This is a genomic window from Ruminococcus difficilis (assembly GCF_016680995.1).
Genome location: NZ_JAEQMG010000163.1, coordinates 96608 through 123545 on the forward strand (window position 1 = coordinate 96608; position 26938 = coordinate 123545).

Genomic DNA, 26938 nt, shown 5'->3' on the forward strand with positions numbered 1-26938 from the left:
GTTAATGATAGGGTTTTTGCAGTCGATACATTAATTGGGTACGGGCAAAGCCCGTCCGCCGTTATTCATTCTTCAGTGTTCAGTCTTCAGTTTTCAGTCACTAAAATATGCCTCATCCGGACGCGGACAAGGCATAGTTATACTGGGATATCAAAACCAACCTTGTCGGCATCTCTGTACCGACTTAAAAGTTATCGTTGGATATCATACTACTTTTTTTCTTTTCTATAGTGATAAAATAGAATTATAACGCATTTTTGTGCATTTTTATGTCATCCGCCGGATCGAGGATAAAAACGCCGTTCCTTGACATCATTCCCCGATTCTTGTATCATATGGAACGAAAAACAAAGCATTTTCCGGATCAACGGGGCGTGAGCTGTAATGAAAAAACGCCCTTGAAACGGAACGACAGAGGGTAATATGAGAAAAAAACAAGTGCTGTCGTCGGCTCTGCTGCTGACGGCGGCGATCATATGGGGCTTCGCGTTCGTCGCGCAGGAAAAGCTCAGCGACACCGTACCGCCGTTCACCGTGAACACGATACGTTCGCTGATCGCGTCGGTCGCGCTGATCCCTGTCGCGGCGGTGACAAGACATATCAAGGGAAAACCGCTGCGCGAAGATAATCCCGCCGACCGTAAAAAGCTCATCAAAGCGGGCATGATCTGCGGCGTGATGCTGTGCGTCTCGGTCAACCTGCAGCAGTTCGGTATCTCCCTATATCCCGCGGGAGCGCCCGCCTCGGCGCACAGCGGCTTTTTGACCGCGCTGTACATCATCTTTGTCCCGCTGTTCGGACTGTTCCTGCACAAAAAGCCGGGGCTGTTCGTCGGGATCGCGGTCGTGCTCGCGGTCATCGGACTGTACTTTTTATGTCTGTACGACGGCTTCGGAGCGCTGTACACGGGCGATATCGTCGTGCTGATATGCGCTATGGCGTTTGCCGTGCAGATCCTGTGCGTTGACCGTTACATCGGCGAGGTGGACGGTGTAAAGCTCAGCTCGCTCCAGTTTTTGGTCACGGGAATTCTGTCCGCGATCCTCATGCTGATCTTTGAAAAGCCCGATATCCCGGCGATCCTCGCGGGATGGGCGCCGCTGCTGTACCTCTCGATCTGCTCGAGCGGCGTCGGCTATACCCTGCAGATCATCGGTCAGCAGTACGCCTCCAATCCGTCGCTCGCGTCCATATTGATGAGCATGGAAAGCGTATTCGCCGTACTCGGCGGCGTGATCTTCCTGCACGCCGTACCGAAGCCCAATGAATGGATCGGCTGCGGGATCATGCTCGCGGCGATCATCATCGCCCAGCTGCCGCAGGAGCTGTTGAAGCGTTCCGTGCGAAAAGAATCATAACCGCACACCTGTCGGCGGTTCGTAATGACAATGATAAAAGCCCTTCCGAGCGGAAGGGCTTTGTTGTTATCAGATATTGAGATCGCCGCGTCGTCGGCGCTATCGCCGAATTCTTGCAATAATGTATCTCACTGACGCTCGATCAATTAATGCAATCCCTCAGTTTTTTATCGGTTTGAGCCCTCCTAGCGGAGGCAGCAGACCCTTTTGTCCGCGTTGCGGACATTTCCCCTAGTAGGGGAATCTCCTTTCCCAAAGGGAGCCTTTAGGCGATTCATCAAAAGATGGTAATCGTGGGGGTCGCCGCGGGATCGAGCCAGCCGAGGATGATACCCAGCGCGTTTTCGGAGATGCCCACGCCGCCGTAGGTCGGCTCGGAGGCAACGTGCAGGAAACGCGCGCAGCCCTTGGTGGTGTCCACGGGATCGCGGTTATAATCGAATACAACCGCGTAAGGATAGGACTTGGTATACTCGTACAGCTGCTGGCAGGAGGTGTAATCCACCGGCGAGGACGCGTCGACCAAACGATTGTAGTTGACGGACGCGGGGTCGGTGACCCAGTTCATCCCGTACTGGATCTGGTAATAATCCAATTTGGTGCCGGGGTTCATGTTCGTGCCCATCGCGTACTCGATGTTAAAGGTGCCCTTGGGGGTGGTATCGTCGGCGGGGCCTACGTTATCCGAAGTGCCGCCCGTGCCGACAAAGCCGTCTAAGATATCGAACTGGCGGGTCCACTGGCCGTCAGCCGCTTTCTCATAGAAATACACCTTAGCGGAGGTTCCCTGACTTTCGACGAAGATTGCCTGTGTGCCCTTGAGATCTTCCGCCTTGAGGTTTGCCGCGGTGAGCAGGCGGTTGATATCATCGCCCTGGTCGCCGACAGCCTGCGTCGGCTGCGGTGCTGCCTCGGTCTCCTCGGGGACGCTCACCACCGCGGGAGGCGCCGCCTCCTCGGTCGCGAGAACAACGCCCATCGTCTCGGATTCGGACAGCGGAAGCGCCGACGGATGGAAGGTCGTGTCGAGGAAGGAATAGATCTTGTCGCCGAAGGTGAATACCAGTACCAGCGACGCTAAGATGAGGAAGGTCGCGACGCCGATCAAAATCGACGCGCGGTTGGATGACCCGCCGCGCTTGGTTTTGTAATTATGCGGGCTGTGATAGCGGGATTTATATCTCCTGCGATTCGATGTTTTGTTGTTTTTATACTCCATATTGATCCCTGTCTTTGTTGGTAATGTTTCTGTTTTTTATGTCATGCGCAAAAGCAGCGCCGTAGTATTATCCATACCGCCGCGGTCAAGCGCCGCGTCGGTGAGCGCGCGGGCGAGCACATCGAGATCCATCCTGTCGTCGATGATCCGACAAATCTCATCGTCGCTCAGCATATCGGTCACGCCGTCGGAGCACAGCAGATACATATCGCCGGGCTTGAATTTTCCGCGCGCGGCATAGGGCGCTGCCTCATACCCTTCCGGCATACCGAAAAACTGCGTGATCGCCTTGGAACTGCCGCTGAGCGCGACATGCTCCATCGACAGCTGCTCCAGCTCATGCCCCGAAAGGCGGTAGATACGGCTGTCGCCGGAATTGAGGATAAAGATATCTTCGCTGTGAACCTGCAGCATCGCGGCGGTGGTACCCATCAGCACCAGCGAACGCGCCTCGGTCTCCTGACAGATCGCGTTGTTGATCCGCGCGGCAAGCGGCTTTAAGTATTCTTGATACGCGTCCTTTGAACGGGTAAACACCAGCGACTCCGTCGCGGCGACATAGGACGCGACCTCGCCGCACGCCTCGCCGCCCATGCCGTCAAATACCGCAAAAAGCTCGTTGGCGTCGGCGTCGACCTTGCCGCTGAACGCGACGTCTAAAACGGAGTTGACGTCGTCACGGATGTGACCGGCACAGTAGAAATTGTCTTCATTATTTTTTCTGATTTTTCCCATGGAACACACAACGGCGTATTCCACCCTGTTCTTATGCACGGTACTCACCTCTTTGATCGAAGTCGGATCGCAGATCATTCTGCCGGGGTCAGCTGAGCCGCTGCGAAAAATGTGTCGGGAATCGCAACCTCGGCGTTCGCGAAATCGCTCATCTTACATTTGAGCCCGTAGGAACTTCCCTCGGTCGTGACGGTCATCTCAAAGGAAGACATATATCCCGCGGGGTCTACTACGAACGAGGCGGTACATTTCGTGTTCTCCAGGATCGTCTTGTTTGCCTCAAACAGCGCGACGAATTTATCATAATCCGTGGCGCGGTAAAAGATCGAAGCGCCTTCATTCTTGATCATCGAGAACAACTCATAGATGTTGATATCATAAAGGTAACGCGTGCCGTCCTCTGCCTTTTCGGTTTTGATCGTCGCGATCGAGCTGTTGGTCGAAAGGCGCTTTCTCAGCACGCCGACAGCGCTGTTCAACTCACGGGCAGAATAATCCGACGTCAGTCCCGTAAAGCGCAGGAAGGCGCCCGCGTCAAATCCGCCGGAACGGAATGCCTTATCAAAATCAAAAAAGTCCTGTACACTATCGGTACATTCACGGATGTTCCATTTGTTGTTGTAATAACTGCCCTTTGCCGCGCTCTTGTCATACGCATAGACCGCTCCGGTATAAGTGTAGCTGTTATAATCCGATTCATACAGAGATTTGACCGAATGCTTGGAGCGATCGACAGCGATATCGCCCGTATGGCTCATCATCGGCTTGTCGTCCTCTGTCACCTCGATCTCATAATGAAACGAGGTGGAGAAATCCTTGGACAAAGCGCCGATAAAACGGCTCATCGGGTTGGTGCTCGAGGAATACATATAGATACCGAACACGATCAGCCCGACGATGACCACGCCGACCGCGGCATAGATATAGCTCAGATGCGTCTTGATCCAGTCGCGGCGACGGATCGCCAGCGCCTCTTCGATGGCGTCCATCTCCTTGATGGGAGCACGCGGCTCGCTGACGTCGAATGCCTCGAAATCGGCATAATCATCCTCCGGATACTCATACTTCAAATCATCTATATCCACATCGTCCTTCACAACGGTATCATCCGTCAATCGGGCGTTTTCCGCGTCGCGTTCATCTACCACATCGAATTCTTCTCTTTCAAAATACGGGTTATTCTTTTCGTTATCTGCCAAATATATCCCCTCTTTTCCTGCCGGGAAAAACGGTCACGGTCGTCGATAATCGCGGGTTTAACGCGATTTTTTCTTGTTGACGATCCGCACGATTGAATTTCTCATACTGACCCTATTATACATATATATTGCTATTATAGCAAAATAAGTATTTCTTTGTCAATATGCCGAGAATATTTTCACAAACTATTGAAATAACGTTCATAAAACGTTTATAATAGAAACGAACAGTATATTCAGTATTTCCGAAGAAGGTGTTATTATGAAAAAAAGGCTTATCTCTCTTCTGCTGATCGCGGCATTGACCCTCAGCGTTTTCCTCGGTGTGTCCGTCAGCACGGCGGCGGCACAGCTGTACGGCGACGCTGACGGCGATGATGACGTCACGATCCTCGACGTCACGACGATCCAGCGCGCCTTGGCGGGGGTCATTCAGTTAGATGAGGATGCGCGGACGCGCGGCGATGTTGACGCGGATGACGAGCTGACGATCCTTGACGCGACGATGATCCAGCGCTATCTGGTCGGCGTGATCAACCAATTCCCTTCCGGCGAGTTCCTGCCGACGCAGGCGCCCACTATCGCTCCGACAGAGGCGCCGACACAGGCTCCCACAGAAGCTCCCGACGAGGTGACGAAAGTGAAAAACAATATTCCGATCCACTTTACCAATAACAAGAACTGGTCGGCGGTCTATGCCTATCTCTTCAACAGTGAAACCGGCGCGATACAAAAAGCGTGGCCCGGCATGGCGATGACAAATCCCGTTACCAACAGCTACGGCGAAAAGGTCTACGGCATGAACGTTGACGTCACACAGTATGACCGTGTGATCTTCAACAACGGCGCGCAGATCCAGACGACCGATCTGCCCGTTACCAAAGCAAACTCCGGCTATTTCATTCAGGCAAAGGCGTCCGGCAGTAAATATCTTGCGGGCGTTTACCCCTATGGTCAGAACAATGAGGGAACCATCAAGACCGTCAGCTTTGACTATCCCGACGGCTACAAAAAGAATGTCTATATCTGGCTGCCCGAGGGTTACAACGCCGCCGACACGAGCAAGAAATACTCCGTGCTGTATATGTGCGACGGTCAGAACCTCTTCGGTCAGGCGACCACCCTGTCGGGCTATGAGTGGGAATGTGATGAGAGCGTTCTCTCCCTCATGCAGAACGGCGGCGACGGCGTGATCGTGGTCGGTATCGCCTGCGGTAATACCGAAGCACGCCGCAACCATGAGCTGACCCCCGACCTCGGCGAGGTCGCGACCGTTGCAGGTGAGGATATGAGCACCTTCAAAAACGGCGGCGGCAAGGTATTCTCCGACTTTGTGACCGACACCGTCATCCCCTATGTCGAGCAGAATTACAACACCAACTCCATCCGCGGCATCGCGGGCTCGTCCTCCGGCGGTATCGAGGCGTTCTACATCGGCATGGAGAACATGGACAAGTTCCGCTATGTCGGCGCTCTCTCCCCCGCCTTCATCCTCTACAATCAACCGGTATGGGATAACTATCTCGATACCCTTGACTTCTCGGGCAACACCCCGCGCATCTACTTCTTCTGCGGCAACAGCGCCAATGATCAGCTCGAGCAGGCATTATACCCCAACGCTACGGCGATGGAGGGCTGGATGGCGGCGCACGGCTATCCCGCCGATAAGATGATCACCAAGACAGATTCCGACGCGACTCACAGCGAGGGCTTCTGGGCACTGTACTTCCCGGAGATGCTCAGTTGGGGGATGGACCTGTAATAATTAGGAATTAGGAATTAGGAATTGATCCCGTCTTTCCATTCATCAAATAACAAAGAGGTGCTGACGAAAAAGTCAGTACCTCTCTTTTCTTTCAATAGATCTCTCCCTTCGGTCGATCAATTTATTCAATCCCTCAGTCCCCATTCGGGGACAGCTCCCTTTACCAAAGGGAGCCTGTAAAAAGACGAATTGATTGCAGCTATCCTTTCATCGAATAACAAAAGAGGTACTGACGTAAAAGTCGGTACCTCTCATTTTTATGTGGTTTTCAGTTTCAGAAATTCCTAATTTCTAATTCCTCATTCCTAATTGAATCAGACCTTCGGGCCTGCTGCTACCAGCGCCTTACCGGCTTCATTAGTAGTGTACTTCTCAAAGTTCTTGATGAAGCGCTCCGCCAGATCCTTCGCCTTGTCGTCCCATTCCTTGGGATCGGCGTAGGTATCTCTGGGATCGAGGATGCCGGTGTCTACGCCGGGCAGCTCGGTCGGAACCTCAAAGTTGAAGTAGGGGATGGTCTTGGTGGGAGCGTTCTTGATGTCGCCGCCGAGGATCGCGTCGATGATGCCGCGGGTGTCCTTGATGGTGATGCGCTTGCCGGTGCCGTTCCAGCCGGTGTTGACCAGATACGCCTTCGCGCCGCTCTTCTCCATGCGCTTGACCAGCTCCTCAGCGTACTTGGTCGGATGCAGCTCGAGGAACGCCTGACCGAAGCAAGCAGAGAAGGTGGGAGTCGGCTCGGTGATGCCGCGCTCCGTGCCCGCCAGCTTTGCGGTAAAGCCGGAGAGGAAGTAGTACTGGCACTGCTCGGGAGTCAGGATGGATACGGGAGGCAGTACGCCGAACGCGTCAGCGGACAGGAAGATGACGTTCTCAGCCTCGGGGCCGGCGGAAATGCCGTTGACCTTCTTCGCGATCTTCTCGATGTGCTCGATCGGATAGGAGACGCGGGTGTTCTCGGTCACGCTCTTGTCGTTGAAGTCGATCTTGCCGTTTTCATCGACGGTTACGTTCTCGAGCAGCGCATTGCGCTTGATGGCGTTATAGATATCGGGCTCGGATTCTTTATCCAGACCGATGACCTTCGCGTAGCAGCCGCCCTCAAAGTTGAAGACGCCGTTGTCATCCCAGCCGTGCTCATCGTCGCCGATCAGCAGACGCTTGGGGTCGGTGGACAGAGTGGTCTTACCGGTACCGGACAGACCGAAGAAGATAGCGGTGTTCTTGCCTTCCATATCGGTGTTGGCGGAGCAGTGCATGGAAGCGATGCCCTGCAGGGGCAGGTAGTAGTTCATCATAGAGAACATACCCTTCTTCATCTCGCCGCCGTACCAGGTGTTCAGGATGACCTGCTCACGAGAGGTGACATTGAAGATCGCCGCGGTCTCGGAGTTGAGCCCCAGCTCCTTGTAGTTCTCGACCTTCGCCTTGGAAGCGTTGTAGCTGATGAAATCAGGCTCAAAGCTCTTGAGCTCTTCCTCGGTGGGCTGGATGAACATGTTCTTGACAAAATGAGCCTGCCAGGCGACCTCCATGATGAAGCGGATCGCCATGCGGGTATCCTTGTTCGCGCCGCAGAAGCAGTCTACGACATAGAGCTTCTTGCCGGAGAGTTCCTCGAGCGCGAGCTTCTTGCACTCGTCCCAAGCCTTCTGAGAAGCCGGATGGTTATCGTTGGGATATTCGGGAGTCGTCCACCAAACGGTGTCCCTGGAAGTGTCGTCCATGACGATGAACTTGTCTTTGGGCGATCTGCCGGTGTAGATACCGGTCATGACGTTGACGGTGTCCAGCTCGGTGAGCTGGCCCTTATCGAAGCCTGTCAGCGCGGGATCCATCTCATCCTTGAAAAGCTGTTCGTACGAGGGATTGTAAACGATCTCCTGTACGCCGTTGATACCATACTTGGTTAAATCGATCATAAGTATACCTCCTGTTGCGGATAATATGGACTGTCGTTGCGAAGCCATCGACACACGTATCACACGCGTATGACACGCGTGTCGGGGCTGTGGCAATCTCGTCCTAATTACCCACTATAATATTACAAGATAAATTATCCTATATTTCAAGGCAAAAGTCAAGTACCCGCGAGAATAATAATGATACAGATGGGTATACATTCGAGGAAACATGTCAAAGATATGGACAGATACGCAGATTTGTGTAAAAAGCTGCCCCCGAGAGATCTCAGGGGCAACCAGATCGAAAGATATGGATTATACCAGCTTTGCGCTGATGGTCGCAACGCCGTCCTCGGTGACGCTGTCGCAGGCAAAGACAAGTTTTTTTGTCTCGGCTGTACCGTCGGTATAGGTGATTTTCGCTTCGACCGAAACACGCTCCAAAAGCGCGGCATAGAGGGTGCTTGAGCAATCTGCGATACTGAATTTGCTGTCGTCGTAATCCTCTTGCAAGGCAGGCATTTCCAGCTTTGCTCTCGCGTGGTCAAACCAATCGCGGATCGCCTGCCGCGTTTCCTTGGAGAGGGTCGTATCTGCGGTGTCGGCAGAAAATCCCAGAAGGGTAAACATCTTTTCGTCCTCTTCCACAGAGATGACCTCGGACTGGTTCAGGCTTTTCTTATTCTCGCCCTGTGCGCCGATACTTCCGTTTTTGACCGTGTAGAGAACGTCGTCAACCTTCTCACCCTCGACCCTGATATTAAAAGCAAAGCTGTAGGTCATCGTGACCTCGTCGTTTTCCTCATGGAAATCTCCGCCAACCCCGTTCAGCGTACCGACAGGAGTATAGCCGCTGTCGAATATTTCGGCGGCGTTCACGGTAATGATAAAGGGGCTTTCTTTCGGGGAAAGGGCGCTGATGCCGAATACCGCTCCGAATAAGAGTGCGAGCGCAAGCGACGCTGCGATAACGTTCCGCTTGATATGATTCGATTTTCTGTTTTTCATAGGGATGATCTTCTCCTTTTTTTCACTGTCCCTGACGGCGGACAGCATATGATCCACAACCCTTTCGGGTGCTTTGATGCTGTCCATCGTCTGTTCATACAGGCTTTTCTTCATTTTCTTTCCTCCTCAAGGATGGTTTTGAGCTTTTTGCGTGCACGCCGCAGGTCGGAGCTGACGGTGTTGGGGTTTATGCGCAGGATTTCGGCGATTTCTGAGATCGTGTATTTCTCATAGTAGTACAGATAGATGATGTTCCGCTGCTTCTTCGGCAGTTCGAAAATCTCCTCCATCACGAGCTCCTGCTCGGGAGCTTCAAGCGTCAGATGGTTTTCGAGACCCTCGGTGCGGGTCTGCCACACCAGCCGCCGAAAGCCGTTACACTTGTTGACGGTGATGCGGATCAGCCAGTATTTCACCCCTTCGTCGGTTTTGTCAGTGGGGCATTTGGTGATCAGCTCCGTCAGGACATCCTGAAGGATATCCTCCGCATCGGCGGGATTTTTCAGATTGTTCAGCGCGATGCGATAGATCATATCGGAGTAACTCCGGATATAGAATTCTGCTTTTTCGGTACCGAGTTTGATAAAGCTGACCTCCTTTCACCTATAACACGTTTTTGAACGGGCGTTTTCGTGCATTATGAAAATATTTTAACAAAAAGATTTTGTTGACAAATACCCCTATAGGGTATATAATGAGCGCAGAGATACCCCGAGGGGGGTATATGACGATACTGAAGAATGAAGAATGATTGTTTCTCCCTTTGGTCGATCATTAGAACAATCCCTCAGTCGCCCGACACGTATGTCAGGCGACAGCCCCCTTTACCAAAGGGAGCCCTATGGAATCCTGCGGATTCCGAATTTATATTGATGAATACACCATTTGATAAACCGAAAAAACGGAGGGTATTTTATGCCGTGTGAACACTGCTTATCACAGAAAAAAACCGAAAGAACAGAGGAAGAAAAGAAAAAGCTGATCAACCGCCTGTCCCGCATCGAGGGGCAGATCCGCGGGATCCGCAATCTGGTGGAGAACGACGCCTACTGCGTGGATATCCTCACCCAGAGCGCCGCGGCGAAAAACGCCTTTGCCGCCTTCAACCGCGAGCTGCTGCGCCGCCATATCGAGGGCTGCGTGGTGCGCGACATCAAAAACGATGAAGCGGATATCGACGAGCTGATGGACATCATCGGGAAGTTGATGAAATAAAAGGCTCCCTTTCCTAAGGTGCCCCCGTTGGGGGAATGTCCGAAGGACAAGGGGAGATTCCCCTGTTAGGGGAAATGTCCGCAAAGCGGACAAAAGGGTCGGCTGTCTTCGCAGAAGAAGCCGTTTCCGGCGAGGAAGCTGTCACTTGACGCTTGCGTCAGGGTGACTGAGGGTTGAAAAACGTATATTTGATGACTGTTTATCTTTCATCTTACCATACGCGACAACCCTCCGCCCCTTGACACGCGTGTCCGGGGCCACCTCCCTTAGAAAAGGGAGGCAAAAAGGGAGAATTGATATGGAACGCTATGATGTAGGCGGGATGAGCTGCGCGGCTTGTTCGGCGCGGGTCGAAAAGGCTGTCGGCAAGGTCGACGGCGTGACCTCCTGCTCGGTGAGTCTGCTGACCAACTCTATGGTGGTCGAGGGCAGCGCGAGCGCTGACGAGATCATCGGCGCTGTGGAACACGCAGGCTATACCGCCAAGGCACAAAACGCCGCGACAAAACAAAACAACAAAATAAAAATCGAAAAGCCAAACGAGGTCAAGCCGCTTGTTCAGCGCTTCATCATCTCACTCGTGCTGCTGCTCGTACTGATGTATTTTTCGATGGGGCACGTGATGTGGCGCTTTCCTTTGCCGCCGTTTTTTGAGGGCAACCCCATCGCGGTCGCGCTGGTACAGATGATCCTCAGCGCCGCGGTGATGATCATCAACAAGCGATTCTTTGTCAGCGGCTTCAAAGGGCTGATCCACCGCGCGCCGAACATGGACACGCTGGTATCCCTCGGCTCCGCGGCGAGCTTCATCTGGAGCGTTTACGAGCTGTTCATGATGACGGTAACAGAGGGTGAAGCGCGGATGAGCCTGCTGCACGGGCTGTACTTTGAATCCGCCGCCATGATACTCGTGCTCATCACGCTGGGCAAGATCTTAGAAGCGCACAGCAAGGGCAAGACCACCGACGCCCTGCAATCGCTGATGGACTTATCCCCGAAAACCGCCGTCGTGGAACGTGACGGAAAAGAGGTGGAGGTTCCGATCGAAGCGGTGAACATCGGCGATATCTTCATCCTGCGCCCGGGTATGAGCGTGCCGGTGGACGGCGTGGTCATCGAGGGCGAGAGCACGCTCGACGAAAGTATGCTGACGGGTGAGAGCATCCCTGTCGATAAGGCGTTGGACGCACAGGTCTACTCCGCGACCATCAACCAGAACGGCTACCTCAAATGCCGCGCCACCCGCGTGGGCGAGGACACGACCCTGAGTCAAATCATCCGCACCGTCTATGAGGCGTCCGCCACCAAAGCGCCGATCGCGCGTATCGCCGACAAGGTGTCCGGCGTATTCGTGCCGGTCGTCATCGGGATCGCGCTGATCACCTTCATTATCTGGCTGATCACCGGCGCAGAATTCTCCTACGCGCTCGAGCGGGGGATCTCAGTACTCGTGATCTCCTGCCCCTGCGCCTTAGGCTTGGCTACTCCCGTATCGATCATGGTCGGAAACGGCGTGGGCGCAAAGGCGGGCATCCTGTTCAAGAACGCCGAGGCGCTGGAAACCGCGGGCAAAACGCAGATCGTCGCGCTCGACAAAACCGGTACCATCACCAAGGGCGCGCCTGAGGTCACCGACCTTGTACCCGCCGACGGTGTGACCGAATCCGAGTTGTTGCAGATCGCGTACAGCATCGAAAAGCTCAGCGCCCATCCGCTGGCGGAGGCGGTCACGGCATACGCCGAGGAAAGAAACACCGCTGCTCTGCCCTGTGAGGATTTCCGGAATCTTTCGGGGCACGGGCTGTCGGGTGAGATCGACGGAGAGACCGTCTATGCGGGATCGCCGCGTTTCATCCGATCCAAAATCAAATTCAGTGAGGACAGCGAAAGAAAAACCAACGCGTTGGCAAGTGCGCTCGCGGGCGATGGAAAAACGCCGATGCTGTTCTCCAAGGGCGGCAGACTGCTTGGCGTGATCGCGGCGGCTGACGCCGTCAAGGATGACAGCAAGACCGCGGTCAGGGAGCTGTCCGAATTAGGAATCCGCACGGTCTTGATCACCGGCGACAACGAGAAAACCGCCGCAGCCATCGCAAACGCTGTCGGAATTGAAAAAATATACGCAAGCATATTGCCCTCGGGCAAGAGCGACATCATCAACGAGCTCAAGCACTACGGCAAAACCGCGATGGCGGGCGACGGCATCAACGACGCGCCCGCGCTGACCGCCGCGGACACCGGAATCGCCATCGGCTCCGGCTCGGATATCGCGATCGACTCGGCGGATGTGGTGCTGGTCGGCTCTAAGCTGACCGATCTGACCGCCGCGATCCGTCTGTCGCGCCAAACCCTGCGCAACATCCACCAGAACCTGTTCTGGGCATTCATCTACAACATCATCGGCATCCCGCTGGCGGCGGGGTTATGGATCCCGATCTTCGGCATCGCGCTGAATCCGATGTTCGGCGCGGCGGCAATGAGCCTGAGCAGTTTTTGCGTCGTCAGCAACGCCCTGCGGCTGAATCTGTTCGATCCGCACAAGCACAAAAAGAGTCACAAAACGGCTGTGGCATTGCCCGCGGCTGATGAAAATACCAACAGTAAAGGAGAACCCAAAACCATGAAAACCGTGATCAATGTAGAGGGCATGATGTGCCCGATGTGCGAAAAGCACGTAAAAGAAGCCATCGAAAAGAATCTGAACGTCGAGAGCGTCACCGCCTCTCACGAAGCAAACAAGGTCGAGATCATCTCCGCCAAGCCGATCGACTACGACAAAGCGGCGGCGGCGATCACCGACGCGGGCTACACACCGAAGGGAATTGAGGAATAAGGGTGCGCCGCGGAGGCGTTCAATGACTGAAAACCGAAGAATGAAGAATCAAAGTATCTCCCTTCGGTCGATCAATTAGTGCAATTCCTCAGTCGCCAACGGGCGACAGCTCCTTTTACCAAAAGGAGCCTTGGAAAATAGCTACTCATATTAAATGATTCTGACAAAAAGAACGCAGTCGGTTTTGATGCCGACTGCGTTCTTTCTTTTTTCTTATATGATTCGGTTGAGATGCCGCAACCATTTGATTTACGCAGAGTAACGTGATTTCGATTTTGTCATATGGTATTTCAAAAAAACAAATCCGGCAAGAAACGCGCCACGTACAAGAGCTAAGAATACCAACACGACGATAGTTCCATCCGCTCCGACAGACTCATTCACCTCCGGGGGAAAGACAATCTGCGACAATACGGAAGATACAGCCAATGTAACACTTAGGATAATGCAGTGCTTCACATCATCCGACAGAAAACAGATCAGCGCTGCCTTTCCGATATACAATATCGGTACAATATTAAAGTAACAGATCAAACTGATCGCCACAGCAACAGTCTGCATAAACCCGCTTTGAGGATCCAATCCGAGGAAATAACACTCTAGCGCACGCCACAGAAAAGGAAGTAACGCAATAAAGAACAAGAAAACGTGCTTTAATACGAAAACCGTCTTTTTCATAAATGCAATCCCCCCTTTTTGTATTAATATATTATCATAACCGTTAACAAACGTCAAGCGAAAGCGCCCCTTTCAGAGGCGCTTAACAATTGGTTTCATTGAGAACAAATTATGTTATTATTCGCTGATCAGATACCGCTGCAAGCGGGTCGCGTCGAGGATCGTACGCTCGCCGTCGCGGTCGAAGTCGGAGTAATAGCGGCTTTTGCCCCACTCAAAGGTAAGACTGAATGTATCGTCATCCGGGTACTCCCTCATATTCGCATCACAGCGCTGGAGGATCGTCACATCGACCACTGATAGATCACCGTCGCGGTCAAGATCACCGATCAGTCTGCCGTCGTCGATCTCATCAAAAACCTTGAGGAATCCGTCATAGTTCTTGGCTTCGGAAGAGCCAGCGTCGATAAACTTGTCCTCTTTGACGTCATAGATACCATAACACGCGTCGAACGGCATATACATCGTACCCGGATAGAGCACACGGTTGCCGACGATCGTGACCAACTCAATGGGTTCCGCTGCCGGAATAAAGGCGTACACCAGCGCCCAGTCGGTCTCTCCGTTTTGGTCGATATGATAGTACAGTTCCTGATAATCACACCAGTCATAACCGGAGCCATACAGCTCCTCAAAACGCGCTTGATAAAGAAACGGCGACTCAGAGGAAGCAGATTCGGTCGGAGGTTCGGTGGGTGTTACGATCGGTTGACCATCCATCAGATCATAGTAGATACCTTCAACCTCCGAAAAAGAAGCGACGGTTTCGATCTGATCTTCTGTCAAGAACGCGATCACATAAGGATGCTTTCCGTGATATTCAATATCCTCTTCCGCAATGCCGAGCTTTTCAATAAAGCTGTCGGCGACAGCGGCTTCCTGCTCGGAAATGATCCTGTTATACACCGCTTTATACGCGTACACTTCATCGAGCGTCATATTGAGAGGCAAGCCGCCGATATAGCCGCATTCCTTGATCGCCTGTTGGAATACGGTGCTTTTGTCGATCGGGCAATACAACCAGATGTGAACCTTGAATTTTCCGTTTTCAACAGCGTCCATCTGCTCGCGCAACGTATCGGGGATCGTGCATTTTGCCGAAACGCCGACTACGCAGCAGGTCATCATGACTGCTAAAATCAAAAGAATACATATTGCTTTTTTCATGTTGATTTCCTCCTTTGAATGATATTACAATCTACTATTTGCTTAGGTACATTGTACCATACCTCAACCTCCTGCCGTTTTCGTCATAAAACTCACAGTAGTATTTGCCATCGGCAGGAAGGATCCCGAGATCGGCAGGGGTGTAAGCGAATTTCAACGTACCGGGATTGTTTTCGGTAATGATCGCCCTGTGCTGTTCGGAATACAGATCGGGATCACCGTACAGGACGCTTTTGTCTGTGCTGAGGATCTTGCAGTAAACCGGTATCGTATCCTTTTCACCTAACCCATAGGTCGGCTTAAAGATACTCGAGGTGATAGTGGCATGATAAACGGGAGGCTCAATCGGTTCATCAGGCGGTCTCTCCCACGGCGCTGTGGTCGGCAGTTCTACAGGTGGAGCAACCTCGGTCTCATGCGACGCTGTTTCGATCGGCGTCGGAGCGGCGGTGGGATCGGGTGTGACGGGGCTCGTGGATGCAGTCGGCTTTTGCGGGGCGGCAGTCGGGGACTGCGGCGTTCCGCCGTGTCGGGTGGCAGAGCCCCTTTGATCGCCCGGTGTGGTGGGAGAGGCGCTTTCGGAGCCGCCCTGTCCGCTCAGCGCGGTGGGAGAAGTGCGGTCGCCGCCGCCGAGGGCATTCTCGACGGATTGTGATGAAGCGGATGGCTTCTCCGTAGGATGAGCACCATTTTGATTACCGTCATCGGGAACCGAAACGATCTCGGTCGCGACCGTCGCGCCGTACTCGTCGGTCGACCAGACGATCTGCGTGGAGTCGGGCTTAGAATCGGACTTTACAGAAATCGGGGGCTTGCTGCCCATCGACAAAAACAGGGAGATACTCAGCGCGGTGACCAGCACCAGACTCGCCGCCATCGCGATAAAGCGCGGCTTGCGCCAAAAAGGTTGAGATTGCCGCGTCATCGGCTCTGCCGACTCCTCACAATGAGCGTTTGATAACGGTACGACAGCGGGCTTTTGCTCCTCTGTTTCGGGGATCGCGAGCGCGTTCTCGATCCACTGCTCGGGGACGGGGAGGTTCTTGATGGTATTAAAGTTGAATTCTTTCATCTTCCGTCACCTCCCGAATAGATCGCCTTGAGCTTCTCTCTGCCGCGGTGCAGGAGCGTTTTGACCGTGTTGGTGTTTTTGCCGAGGACGTCAGCGATCTCTCTGACCTTCATCTGCTCGGCATAATGCAGATAGATCACCTCGCGGTAGTCGGGATCGAGCTTCATCAACGCCCACGAAAGATCAGCGTCGTCCTCGGCGGAGGGGGCCGGGATCCGGAGCGCCGCGTCGAGGGAGAGATGGCGGCGGCTGTCGCGGAGCAGGTTCTTGCACTCGTTGATCGCGACGCGCAGGAGCCATGCTTTGAGGTGGTTTTCATCCTTGAAGTCGGGGGACTTTTGATAGAGCTTGATGAACGTGTTTTGGAAGCAATCCTCGGCGTCCGCCCAGTTTTGCAGACGCATCATACAGGCGGAGGAAACATTTTGGGCATACTTGCGCACAGTCTGTTCATAGCTTAAGCCGGCATACAGCTTGCTGTCGCTTTTGCCCATTTTGTTCCCCCCTTCACTATATACACACATGAGAAGCCGATTAGGTTTCAGGTTTTTGAAAAAAGCCTCACTTTACCAACAATGTCATTAAGTTAAGGAAAAAGTATCTCGCTGACGCTCGGTCGATTGATACAATTCCTCAGTCCCCGTTCGGGGACAGCTCCCTTTCCCAAAGGGAGCCTGATAAAAAAGCGCCTCTTTTCAGAAGCGCTTTTAATCCTATATCGTTACTTGCGGACATACGTCCGCTCATACAATGATGCAATCCCTCAGTCTTTTTTATCGGTTTGAGCCCTCCTAGCGGAGGCAGCAGACCCTTTTGTCCGCGTTGCGGACATTTCCCCTAGTAGGGGAATCTCCTTTCCCAAAGGGAGCCACTTACGGACGGTAGCCGTCGTCGTCGGGCTTTTTGACAAAGTGGTGGACGATGAACAGCATGATGACGCCGCCGATGGCGTTGCCTACCCATGTGATGGTCGAGTTCATGCCCAGTCCGCTGGTTTTGGCGAACCAGTATTGCAGGGCGACCACGATTCCCAGCACCACCAGCGTGATCAAAAGGGAGATCAGCCATTCCTTGGCTTTATTGCGGCGGGGCTTTTGGGTGAGCTGCTGAGCAGGCTGTTTGTTTGTATCTGCCGCCTTTTGCGGTTGATTGTTGTTTTGATTCTGACTCATTCTGCACCTTCATAACAGGGTGGACTGCGCCCACACCCATTGATATCGGGAGGAGCAAGTCCCTCCCCTACACAATTTGTTTTTACTACTATAACACAAGAACAAGAGAATTTCAACCATTAATCGGGCGGGGTGTTTTCGGTATCGAAAACATATATCTGCTCCGCAGGATAAAGGGATATGATGGAAATGGTGCGGGAGGAGCAAGCCCCTCCCCTACAATAGGCTTCATCTGCTTCGCATAAAAAAGGGATATGACGGAGAAGTTTCGGGAGGGGTCTCCCCGTTGGGGAGGTGCCCGGACATTTGTGTCACGGGCAGAGGGGTGCCGTCTGCGGCTGAGCAACAAGCCCCTCCCCTACACATGGATGAGCCTTATGTGTTGAACATCGAGAACATTCTGCCGAAGCGCTCGAACATCGCCTCGTGTCCCGCGACATAGCTGCCGGGGTACCAGTACGCAAACACCAGACCCATATTGATGAACAGGCAGGCGAACATCGCGATCAACAGCAGATGCTCATAGATACGCTTTGCATCCTTGCCCTTGAGGTTGCGGTAGAAGAGGAACATCACGAGGAAGGCGCAGGTCAGCATCTCCCACGCAAAGTCCATCATATAGCGCGTGCCGTAGCCGGATTCCCAGATGGACGCGATGATGACGAACGGCGCGACGAATGCCACGGCGCTGAACAGGATCGCGGTGCGGGTGCGCTTTTCTTTATCGACATACTTGAGCGCGAAGGGTGCGCCGAAGAGGAAGAACATCGGGAGCGCGCGATAGAATAAGCCCGCGCCGTTGTTGGTCGCCTCAAAGTAATAGCCGTTTACGCCGAGGGTCGACAGAGTCGACTGGACATAGGGGAATTCGCCGGTAAAGGACGGAGGCGCGAAGAGATAATCGAAGAAGCCGATCGCGGAAAGCTGGGTGTGGAACTCGGTGTGGGTGAAGTCGTTGATGGTCAGCGAGTACGCGATACCGAAATCCGTGAACGATCCGAAGCGCGCGTGGTTATAGATCATCTGCGCACCGCCGATCACGACAAAGGGGATCAGCGCCGCGCAAAGATAGATAATGATTGCCGACTTTTTTGATCGGTTGAGATCGCCACGGTTCTTGGAGCCTCGCGATGACAATTCTCCGTTTGTGCGGCGCAGCTTCATCACGCCCGCTATGATGAACACCACCGCGACGACGCACCAGATAGCGGTCGTGGGACGACAGGTCACGGCGATCGCGAGGAAGAGCGAGGACAGTGCCGCGTGAAGCGGTCTGATCGGTTCTTTATCGCTGCCGATCACATTGGACGTCACCAGGAAATACGCGCCCAACACGGTGAAGCAGAAGCCGGAGCTTTGGGCGATCTCATAGAAGTTCGCCATGACCGTGCAGTACCACACGCCGCAGGAGGCATAGATCATGATCAGCGCCGCCGTGAACATCGACAGCGGGATATCCTTGAACAGCCGTTTCATCAGCTGATAGAACGTCATGCCGAGGAAGATCAGCGCCAGTGTGTTGAACAACAGCACACCCGGCAGGCTCGCCAGATAGTGCCCGGTGATCAAATGGTACGGCAGGTACAGCAGGATCACGGGACCGACACCGTAGTAGGAATAATACTTGCCGTCATAGAACACATGATCCCATTTGGCGTTGACGCCTTTTTCGGTACGCGCCGACCAGTCATAGGGATTCTCCATATTCAGCAGATCGGTACCGGGCTTATCCTTCAATTCGACCTGCCCCGATTCAAACGCGTCGACCAGCTCCTTGGTGATCTGGTTGCCGGTGGGATCATTGAAATCCTTCTTGGGATTCAGTCCGACGGAGGATAGCAGCAGTGAGATCGCCACCATCACGATCACGATGACCGCGGTGACGGCTTTGGCGGTTTTGAACTGAGCGGACAGCGGCTTGCGGAAGTTGACGCTCCGCTTGAACGCCCACACGAACATCACGCTCAGCAGGATCAGCGCGAATCGCAGATAGGAAAAACGCGACGGATAATCCGCGTTGAGGGTGATGCCGCTGATGGTCACGGTGTTGTTTTTCAGCTCGGTCAGGTTGATTTTCAGCTTGCTGACCTTGCCCGAAAAGTCACAGACGACGTACTTTGTCTGCTTGATATCATTGAACACCGAGCCCTTGACCAACCCGCTTCTCATATAATAAGAGGCGTTGGTCTCATCGGCAAAGTCGATGGAATAATCGGTCTTGTAGGAGGTGCCCTTGAGGTCGAGCTGGATGGTACCGATCTTTTGATCGAGCTTCGGGAACTCGATGGTCGCGCTCTCACCGTTCGTCACAAAGCTGTTGCCGTTCTGTTTGACATTGGTGAGCGTCGCCGTACTCATATCGAGGGGCGTTTCATCATAGCCGCCCTTCCACAGATGATAGCTGTTGAAGTTGAAGCAGACCGCTTCGAGCAGCAGGATCACCAATATCGCGTTGGCGGTGTACTTCACAAAGGATTTGATGGTGTCGGTCTTGAACTGCTGTGCGAAGATCGACAGTCCGAAGCTCGCCGCTGTCAGTACGGCGACTCCGATCCCGAGTGAGCGCAGATACGGCGCAGCGATCGCGGATATCAGCGAGAGTACCACCGCCAGAGAGCAGAATACCAGACGGATGATCCTGGTATACTTGCGTTCCTTGATGATACTCGACACGGCAAATACAGCTAAAGCGATCAGCGCGAGGATAAAAAGAATCTTCATGTTGTCCTCCTATGTCAAGTGAATTCTATATTATTGATCGTCATTTACCGAGTTGTAACTCCCTACGGTCGGACAATCGATGCAATCCCTCAGTCACACTTTGTGCGACAGCTCCCTTTCCCAAAGGGAGCCTTGGAAAGCAACAGCGTGTCACACGTGACCCCTTTACCAAAGGGAGTCTTTTAAAAAAGCTCAGGGTGCATACGGGCATAATGAAAAATGTATTGCTGGGCGATACCGGCGTACTGCCCGAAATCCGAGGGCTCGATGCCCTCGAACAGCGCCGCCATCGCGCGCTTCATCCACACATCGAGCGGAAATCCATCCAATCGGTGCAGTCCGTAGAGCAGGACGCAATCTGCGACCTTCACGCCCACACCGGTGATTTGCATCAGCTTAGAACGCGCTTCGTCATAAGGCAGCGCGCGGATCTGTTCCAAGTCGATCGTGCCGTCCGCGACCTTTCGCGCCGCGTCGATGATGTAGCGTTGACGGAATCCCGCGCGGATAGGCGCGAGATCATCGGGCGATAATGCCGCCAGACGTTGCGCGGTCGGAAAGGCATGGGGAGCGTCAGCCCCGATCGGCTCGCCGAAACGCTCGCACAATCGGTCGACGATACCCGTGATCCGCTTGATGTTGTTGTTCTGTGAGATGATAAAGCTGATCAGTGCCTCGAACGGCTCCTGATCAAGGATCCGTATCCCGGGCGCGTAGCATGCCGCCTCGGCAAGCGTCGGATGGATCGCGGACAGCTCTTGCCGCACCTTTGCGTAATCCAAGCCGAGGTCAAAGTAATCGAACCACATCGCGCGGTCGGCTTCGTCTGCGCCGTCAAGGATCAGGCGGTCGCCGTCCGGGGATACGCGGGCGTATCTTCCCCGCACGACGCCGCTGAAGCTGCCGTCCGGGTGTTCCTTCCACCGAAAGCACTGACCGCAGGATAAGGTCTGTGACAGGTCGAGATCTTTTACGTTTTCCAATACAATACTCATAATAACCCTATTATCAAAAAAATGCAAATCCAGTATACCATATTCTGCCGCAATATGCTATAATAATTTTATTATAATCCGCGATATGTCTATTTGTCCGCGTAAGGAGGTTCCCATGAAGCCGAATATCACTACCATCCCGATCACCGAACTGTTCACCGATACCGACGGCTGCCCGATCTGCCGGATGCACCGTATGCTCGAGGAGCAGTATGTCGAGTACATCACCGGCGCCGCGATGATGGCGCCCGACGTCCGCGTCAAAACCAACCGTGTGGGCTTTTGCCACCGCCATTTTTCGATGATGGTCAACAACGGTCCGCGCCTGTCGAACGCGCTGCTGCTCCAGACGCACATCGACGAGCTGCGCAAGAAGGTGTTCCCGAAGAAAAACACCGATCTCCCCGATAAAAAGATGCTCGCCGCGATCCGCGAGAACGACCGCACCTGCTATGTCTGCGACCGCATCGAGCACGATATCCTGCATCTGCTCGCGACCGTCTATGTGCAGTACGGCTCCGACCCCGAATTCCGCAAGCAGTATCAGGATCAGGATTTCATCTGTCTGGATCACTATGCCCTCGTGATGGGCAACGCCAACAAAAAGGCGATGGACAAAAGCACGTTCAAGGAGTTCTGTGAAGTGACCAACAAGCTCTCCAAGGGCTATATGGACACGCTGTACGACGATGTGACCCACTTCGCGAGTATGTTTGACTACCGCAATCAGGGCGGCGATTATAAAAACAGCAAGGACGCCATCGAGCGCTCTGTGCGCTTTCTGACGTCCTATCCGGTGAATGAGAATCTAACGTAATGGTTTTGAAACAACTATTACGATATTGATGTAATCATTTACAATTACTCAGTTGTTTGATATGATTGGTTTCGCAAGGAGTTATCTCCATATACGGTAGGCGGTTAAACCCTCTTTTCTACAGAGGGCACGTCCCTCTGATACATTTGTAAAGGAGGGATTGTTATGCAGTACGTTACATATAGCGACTTGATTGCATTCGCTATGTTTATCGTCGCTATCATTACTCTTGTTTTTACAATATTAATGTTTACGCATAAAAAATAACCGCCCCTGCCCGGGCAGTTATTTTTAGAAAAATCACCTTGGGCTAACCGTCTATCGGATAGCTCCTTGTTCTTATATTATAGCATAGCTTTATCGATTGTCAAGTAATACTGAATCAAAAGTGCTTATAGAGCTTCAAGCTATCGCCGTCGATGATTCCGAGTGAGAGGAAGGCGCCCTGCCTGTCTTTCACGCGGAATATTTTTTTGTCACCGGCATAGTCGCGCAGCGGTGTGCGGACGATATCCAGCGGATTGCCGTTGACAAAACGGTGCGCCTGCTTATCGCTGACCACGACCTCGTCATAGGTCATAAAAATGCTTTCGACGCTGTGTAAAAAGGAGGCGTCGCTGCTGTCGATCCTTTGGCGCAGCTCATCGAGCGTCATGCAGTCGTCGAGCGGATAACCGCACGCCTCATACCGCACCAGATCCGTCATCACGCCGACCGTACCCAGCGCGTGCGCCAAATCGTCGATGAGCGTGCGGATGTAGGTGCCGTTGGAGCAGTAGATATCGAGCGTGCCGCTTTGCGCCGCTTCATCAAAAGAAATGAGTTCCAATGAATAGACGGTGACCTTGCGGGGGCGGCGCTCGACCTCTTTGCCCTCGCGGGCGTATTGATAGAGCCGTTTGCCGCCGACGCTGACAGCGGAGTACATGGGCGGGAGTTGTTCGATCTCTCCCCTGAGGGAGCCGAGGGCTCCTTCTATCTGCTCCTCTGTGATGTCGGATGGTTGCTGCTCTATGACCTTACCCCAGATATCCAGCGTATCGGTCGCGATCCCGAATCGGAAATCCGCGCGATAGCGCTTATCGTGACAGGGAATGATATCCTGCGCCTTGGTCGCCGTGCCGAGCAGTACGGGCAGTACGCCGGTCGCGTTGGGATCGAGCGTGCCGGTATGACCGACCTTCTTCTGTCCTGTCAGCTTGCGCACTACGGCGACGACGTCAAAGGAGGTAAAGTCCTTCTCCTTATGTATCAGGATGACGCCGTTCATTGCAGATATGCCTCTGCCGCGTCAACCAATATCTTTTTCACGGTGCCGAGGTCGCCCTCGATCGAGCATCCGGACGCCGCGGGATGACCGCCGCCGCCGAACTGTCGGCAGAACTCAGCCGCGTTGATACCGTCGTTGGTACGCACGGAGATCTTGAACACACCGCCCGGCTTTTCACGCATGGTGATACCGATCTTTACGCCCTCGATACGGCGCGGGATATTCGCCAGGCCTTCCATCTCATCATCGCCCGATTTGAGCGCCTCGCACATCGCGAGGGTGGTGTAGATGATCGCGCACTGTCCCGCGGCATGGAACTCCATGGTCTTGTAAACCAGACGCTCCATCCTGAGCTTGGCGCGGGTCTTGATCACAAAATTGATGTTGTTGATCTCCTGCCAGTTGCAGTAGGGCATCACCTGAGCCGCGATCCTGTGGGTCTGCGGCGTAGTGTTGGTGTAGAGAAAACAGCCGGTGTCGGTGGACACGCCGGTATAGATGCCCGCCGCGATATCCTCGTCGATCTCGACATGGAGCAGTTCCAATATCTCCCAGATGATCTCGGCTGCCGCCGCGGCGGTATCGTCTACATATTTGCAGTCGGCGTCCAGACTGTTGGTGCCGTGGTGATCGATACAAAGATCGATGTGATCCACACCCTCCATCACGCTCTCGCCGAGCAGCGCGGGCGCGGCAACGTCTACGCTGACGATATACGCGGGGGTGAAATCCTGCTCCTCGTAGTTCTTCACCAGATAGGTGAACTTGGAGGGCAGCTTGCCGTCCACAGCGACATTGGCGCGCTTGCCGAGCTTACGCAGCGCGAACGCCAGCGCGTAGCCGCAGCCGAGACAATCGCCGTCGGGATAGCTGTGGGTCAGTATTTTAAAATCATCGTGCTGTGAAAGAAGCGAAGCGACCTCACTGAGCGTTATCTGTTTCATCAGGTTCCTCCTCATCCTTCGGGATATCCAGACTGTTCAGGATACGCGAGATCTCAGCGCTGTACTCGATGGAGTCGGTAGGAGTGAAGATCAGCTCGGGAACATGGCGGAGACGGAGGCGGTGCCCCAGTTCTCTGCGGATATATCCCGCGGCGCTCTTGAGCCCCTTGACAGCCGCCTTCGCGCAGTCGAGACCCTCCAGCGCGCTGACGTACACCGTGCAGTAGGAAAGGTCGTTGGTCACCTCGACGCGCACGATGGACAAAAAGCATGAATTCACTCTCGGATCCTTGAGCTCGCGGAAAATCGCCGTCAGCTCACGCTTCACATCCTCGGTGATCCTGTCTATTCTATGATTTGCCATATATACTTATCCTCTGAATAATCATTTTGTTGAACAGCATATCAATCGGGTGAGGGCAACGCCCTCCCACAACTATTCACTATTCACCATTCACTATTCACTAATATTAGTCCTCGCGATACTCCTCGATGGTGAATACCTCGAAGATATCGCCTTCCTTGATATCGTTGTACTTCTCCAGACCGATACCGCATTCGTAACCCTCGTTGACCTCTTTGACGCTGTCCTTGAAGCGCTGGAGAGAACCGATGGTGTCGTCGGCGATGATGATACCGTCACGGACAACGCGAACGCCTGCGCCGCGCTGGATCTTACCGCTCTTGACATAACAGCCGCCGATGTTGCCGATCGACTTGATGCGGATGACGTCGCGTACCTCGGCGGTACCGAGGATGACCTCTCTGGTCTTGGGCGCGAGCATACCCTTCATCGCGCTCTCGATCTCTTCGATGCAGTCGTAGATGACGCGGTACATACGCATATCCACGCCGTCGCGCTCGGCGTTAGCCTGAGCGTTCGCGTCGGGACGTACATTGAAGCCGACGATGATGGCGTTGGACGCGTTCGCGAGCATGACGTCGCTCTCGTTGACCGCGCCGACAGCGCCGTGGATGATGTTGACGCGGACTTCTTCGTTGCTGAGCTTCTCGAGGCTCTGGCGAACCGCCTCAACGGAACCCTGTACGTCAGCTTTGACGATGATCTTGAGCTCCTTGACCTCGCCGAGCTTCATCTGATCGAAGAGGTTGTCGAGCGTGACCTTGGTGCGGGCGTTAAACTCGGCTTCCTTTTTCTCATGCTTACGCTGTTCGACCAGCTCGCGTGCCAGACGCTCGTCGGTGACGGCGTTGAAGGTATCGCCGCCGGTGGGGACGTCGTCCAGACCGGTGATCTCGACCGGGATCGAGGGGCCGGCCTCTTTGACGCGTCTGCCCTTATCGTCGGTCATCGCGCGGACATGACCTACCGCCATGCCGGCTACGACGATGTCACCGGTGCGCAGCGTACCGTTCTGTACGAGGATGGACGCCACAGGGCCTCTGCCCTTATCCAGACGCGCCTCGATGACAGTACCCTTCGCGGCACGGTCGGGATTGGCTTTGAGCTCTTTCATATCGGCTACCAGCAGTACCATCTCCAGCAGATCGTCGATACCCATACCGGTCTTGGCGGATACGGGCACGCAGGGCGTATCGCCGCCCCACTCCTCGGGGATCAGCTCGTATTCGGTGAGCTGCTGCTTGACCTGCTCGGGATTCGCGCCCGGCTTATCCATTTTATTGATCGCGACGATGACGGATACGCCCGCCGCCTTCGCGTGGTTGATCGCCTCGACCGTCTGCGGCATGATACCGTCATCCGCGGCAACGACGAGGATCGCAATATCCGTGACCTGAGCGCCGCGGGCACGCATGGTGGTGAACGCCTCATGACCCGGGGTATCGAGGAAGGTGATGTCGCGGTCGTTGATATTGACGCGATACGCACCGATGTGCTGGGTGATACCGCCCGCCTCGGTGTCGGTAACGTGTGCGTTGCGGATATAGTCGAGCAGAGAGGTCTTACCGTGGTCGACGTGACCCATGACAACGACGACCGGAGCGCGGTCGACCAGATTGTCATCGGTATCCTCGCTGTCGTCGATGATACGCTCTTCGATGGTGACGACGACTTCCTTCTCGACCTTCGCGTGGAACTCCATCGCGATCAGGGACGCGGTGTCGAAGTCGACCACATCGTTCGCGGTGACCATCGTACCCATGAGGAACGCCTTTTTGACGACTTCGGCGACCGTCGCCTTCAGGCGCAGTGCCAGATCGCCGACAGAGATCTCGTCGGGGATCAGGACGGTCATCTTCTTCGCCTTACGCTCCTTCTCGATACGCGCCATACGCTCGCGCTCGGTCTCACGCTTCGCGGAGCGGCGGTTGCGCTGCTTGGAGCGCTGGTTGATCTTCTGCTTCTTGGATGACATATTGTTCTCGTTCTTGACCTTGTCGAGAGCGAGATCGTCATATTTCTGATTATAACGGTCAACATTGACCTCCGCCGCGCCGGTGTCGACGATACGGCCGGTGCCGCGCTTACTCTTGATCTCGGATTTCAGATCGATATCCGCGGTCCTGTCGACCTTTTCCTTCTTAGGCTGAGCGGGAGCTGCCTGCACCTTACCGCTTTTCTTAGCGGAATCGGGACGCAGCTGATCCTTCGCCTCTTCACGGCGCTTCTTTTCCTCAGCCTTGCGCTTAGCCGCCTCTTCCTCCTTCTGCCGGATCGCCTGATCGCGTACCGCAAAATACGGAGCAAGATCGCTGACCGCGTTCTTCTGTGTAAAGTAATCGAAGATGAAGTTGAGCTCCTCTTCGTTCAGGGTCGTCATTGCCTTTTTATCGACGCCGAGCTTATCTTTGAGCACGGATACAACCTCTTTGGTCGCGACGTCAAGGTCAGTGGCCACCTCTTTGACTTTATATTTAATCATAATAGCCATGGTAATTCCT

The 26938-nt window shown here is 54.0% G+C and carries 23 protein-coding genes; 6 read left to right on the forward strand and 17 right to left on the reverse strand.

Translation table 11 applies throughout. The features are described 5' to 3' along the window. Positions 1–423: 423 nt before the first annotated feature. Positions 424–1359 (forward strand): DMT family transporter, encoded by a 936-nt coding sequence (locus JKK62_RS14875; RefSeq protein WP_201428589.1) that lies wholly within the window; start codon positions 424–426, stop codon positions 1357–1359. A gap of 277 nt (positions 1360–1636) precedes the next feature. Here the strand turns inward: JKK62_RS14875 and JKK62_RS14880 are convergent, their stop codons facing one another. The 3 genes from JKK62_RS14880 to JKK62_RS14890 all read right to left on the reverse strand — a co-directional run bounded on the left by JKK62_RS14880 (position 1637) and on the right by JKK62_RS14890 (position 4512). Next, positions 1637–2578 carry a hypothetical protein gene (locus JKK62_RS14880; protein ID WP_201428590.1) on the reverse strand — a complete coding sequence of 314 codons (942 nt, stop codon included), beginning with the start codon at positions 2576–2578 and terminating at the stop codon, positions 1637–1639. Positions 2579–2614: 36 nt separating this feature from the next. Continuing rightward, a complete protein-coding gene (locus JKK62_RS14885; RefSeq protein ID WP_201428591.1) occupies positions 2615–3313 on the reverse strand; it encodes a PP2C family protein-serine/threonine phosphatase in 699 nt (232 codons plus the stop codon). Between the two features lie 74 nt (positions 3314–3387). Next, positions 3388–4512 carry a hypothetical protein gene (locus JKK62_RS14890; protein WP_201428592.1) on the reverse strand — a complete coding sequence of 375 codons (1125 nt, stop codon included), beginning with the start codon at positions 4510–4512 and terminating at the stop codon, positions 3388–3390. Between the two features lie 262 nt (positions 4513–4774). Between JKK62_RS14890 and JKK62_RS14895 the strand changes: the two genes are divergently transcribed. Next, positions 4775–6274, forward strand: a complete 1500-nt coding sequence (locus JKK62_RS14895) for an alpha/beta hydrolase-fold protein (protein WP_201428593.1) — start codon at positions 4775–4777, stop codon at positions 6272–6274. Positions 6275–6591: 317 nt separating this feature from the next. On the opposite strand, the gene pckA is transcribed toward JKK62_RS14895, so the two are convergent. The 3 genes from pckA to JKK62_RS14910 all read right to left on the reverse strand — a co-directional run bounded on the left by pckA (position 6592) and on the right by JKK62_RS14910 (position 9773). Further along, a complete protein-coding gene (pckA, locus tag JKK62_RS14900; RefSeq protein WP_207752206.1) occupies positions 6592–8199 on the reverse strand; it encodes a phosphoenolpyruvate carboxykinase (ATP) in 1608 nt (535 codons plus the stop codon). A 297-nt stretch (positions 8200–8496) separates the two neighbouring features. Beyond that, on the reverse strand, positions 8497–9303 hold the full coding sequence (locus JKK62_RS14905; RefSeq protein WP_201428594.1) for a hypothetical protein: 807 nt from the start codon (positions 9301–9303) through the stop codon (positions 8497–8499). Beyond that, positions 9300–9773, reverse strand: coding sequence for an RNA polymerase sigma factor (locus tag JKK62_RS14910; RefSeq protein WP_330622343.1), 474 nt, complete (start codon positions 9771–9773; stop codon positions 9300–9302). Before JKK62_RS14910 ends, JKK62_RS14905 begins: the two co-directional genes overlap by 4 nt. 331 nt (positions 9774–10104) lie before the next feature. Here JKK62_RS14910 and JKK62_RS14915 point away from each other — a divergent pair, with 331 nt between their 5' ends. Next, positions 10105–10404 carry a metal-sensing transcriptional repressor gene (locus tag JKK62_RS14915; protein ID WP_201428596.1) on the forward strand — a complete coding sequence of 100 codons (300 nt, stop codon included), beginning with the start codon at positions 10105–10107 and terminating at the stop codon, positions 10402–10404. A gap of 298 nt (positions 10405–10702) precedes the next feature. Next, a complete protein-coding gene (locus tag JKK62_RS14920; RefSeq protein WP_201428597.1) occupies positions 10703–13237 on the forward strand; it encodes a heavy metal translocating P-type ATPase in 2535 nt (844 codons plus the stop codon). Positions 13238–13486: 249 nt separating this feature from the next. On the opposite strand, the gene JKK62_RS14925 is transcribed toward JKK62_RS14920, so the two are convergent. From JKK62_RS14925 to JKK62_RS14955, 7 genes are all read right to left on the reverse strand, one after another. After that, positions 13487–13915, reverse strand: a complete 429-nt coding sequence (locus tag JKK62_RS14925) for a hypothetical protein (protein WP_201428598.1) — start codon at positions 13913–13915, stop codon at positions 13487–13489. Between the two features lie 117 nt (positions 13916–14032). Further along, on the reverse strand, positions 14033–15082 hold the full coding sequence (locus JKK62_RS14930; protein ID WP_201428599.1) for a hypothetical protein: 1050 nt from the start codon (positions 15080–15082) through the stop codon (positions 14033–14035). Between the two features lie 34 nt (positions 15083–15116). Further along, positions 15117–16154 (reverse strand): hypothetical protein, encoded by a 1038-nt coding sequence (locus JKK62_RS14935; RefSeq protein ID WP_201428600.1) that lies wholly within the window; start codon positions 16152–16154, stop codon positions 15117–15119. Continuing rightward, positions 16151–16648 (reverse strand): RNA polymerase sigma factor, encoded by a 498-nt coding sequence (locus JKK62_RS14940; protein WP_201428601.1) that lies wholly within the window; start codon positions 16646–16648, stop codon positions 16151–16153. The genes JKK62_RS14935 and JKK62_RS14940 overlap by 4 nt, the downstream gene beginning before the upstream one ends. A gap of 378 nt (positions 16649–17026) precedes the next feature. Next, on the reverse strand, positions 17027–17326 hold the full coding sequence (locus tag JKK62_RS14945) for a hypothetical protein (protein WP_201428602.1): 300 nt from the start codon (positions 17324–17326) through the stop codon (positions 17027–17029). A 375-nt stretch (positions 17327–17701) separates the two neighbouring features. Further along, complete coding sequence (locus tag JKK62_RS14950; protein ID WP_201428603.1) at positions 17702–20047, reverse strand: hypothetical protein; 2346 nt, start codon at positions 20045–20047, stop codon at positions 17702–17704. A gap of 182 nt (positions 20048–20229) precedes the next feature. Further along, positions 20230–21030, reverse strand: a complete 801-nt coding sequence (locus JKK62_RS14955; protein ID WP_243411876.1) for a DNA-3-methyladenine glycosylase family protein — start codon at positions 21028–21030, stop codon at positions 20230–20232. Positions 21031–21157: 127 nt separating this feature from the next. Here JKK62_RS14955 and JKK62_RS14960 point away from each other — a divergent pair, with 127 nt between their 5' ends. Together JKK62_RS14960 and JKK62_RS17860 are read left to right on the forward strand one after the other, a co-directional pair. Continuing rightward, a complete protein-coding gene (locus JKK62_RS14960) occupies positions 21158–21859 on the forward strand; it encodes a DUF6062 family protein (RefSeq protein WP_201428605.1) in 702 nt (233 codons plus the stop codon). A 165-nt stretch (positions 21860–22024) separates the two neighbouring features. Beyond that, positions 22025–22126 carry a putative holin-like toxin gene (locus JKK62_RS17860; RefSeq protein ID WP_279380640.1) on the forward strand — a complete coding sequence of 34 codons (102 nt, stop codon included), beginning with the start codon at positions 22025–22027 and terminating at the stop codon, positions 22124–22126. Positions 22127–22241: 115 nt separating this feature from the next. Here JKK62_RS17860 and truB read toward each other — a convergent pair whose 3' ends face one another. The 4 genes from truB to infB all read right to left on the reverse strand — a co-directional run bounded on the left by truB (position 22242) and on the right by infB (position 26928). After that, positions 22242–23129 (reverse strand): tRNA pseudouridine(55) synthase TruB, encoded by an 888-nt coding sequence (gene truB, locus JKK62_RS14965; protein ID WP_207752207.1) that lies wholly within the window; start codon positions 23127–23129, stop codon positions 22242–22244. After that, positions 23126–24073, reverse strand: a complete 948-nt coding sequence (locus tag JKK62_RS14970; protein WP_201428606.1) for a DHH family phosphoesterase — start codon at positions 24071–24073, stop codon at positions 23126–23128. Before JKK62_RS14970 ends, truB begins: the two co-directional genes overlap by 4 nt. Next, positions 24051–24437, reverse strand: coding sequence for a 30S ribosome-binding factor RbfA (gene rbfA / locus JKK62_RS14975; protein ID WP_201428607.1), 387 nt, complete (start codon positions 24435–24437; stop codon positions 24051–24053). The genes JKK62_RS14970 and rbfA overlap by 23 nt, the downstream gene beginning before the upstream one ends. Before the next feature lie 106 nt (positions 24438–24543). Then, entirely contained in the window at positions 24544–26928 is a 2385-nt protein-coding gene (gene infB / locus JKK62_RS14980; RefSeq protein ID WP_243411877.1) for a translation initiation factor IF-2, read from the reverse strand. Between the last annotated feature and the right edge of the window lie 10 nt (positions 26929–26938).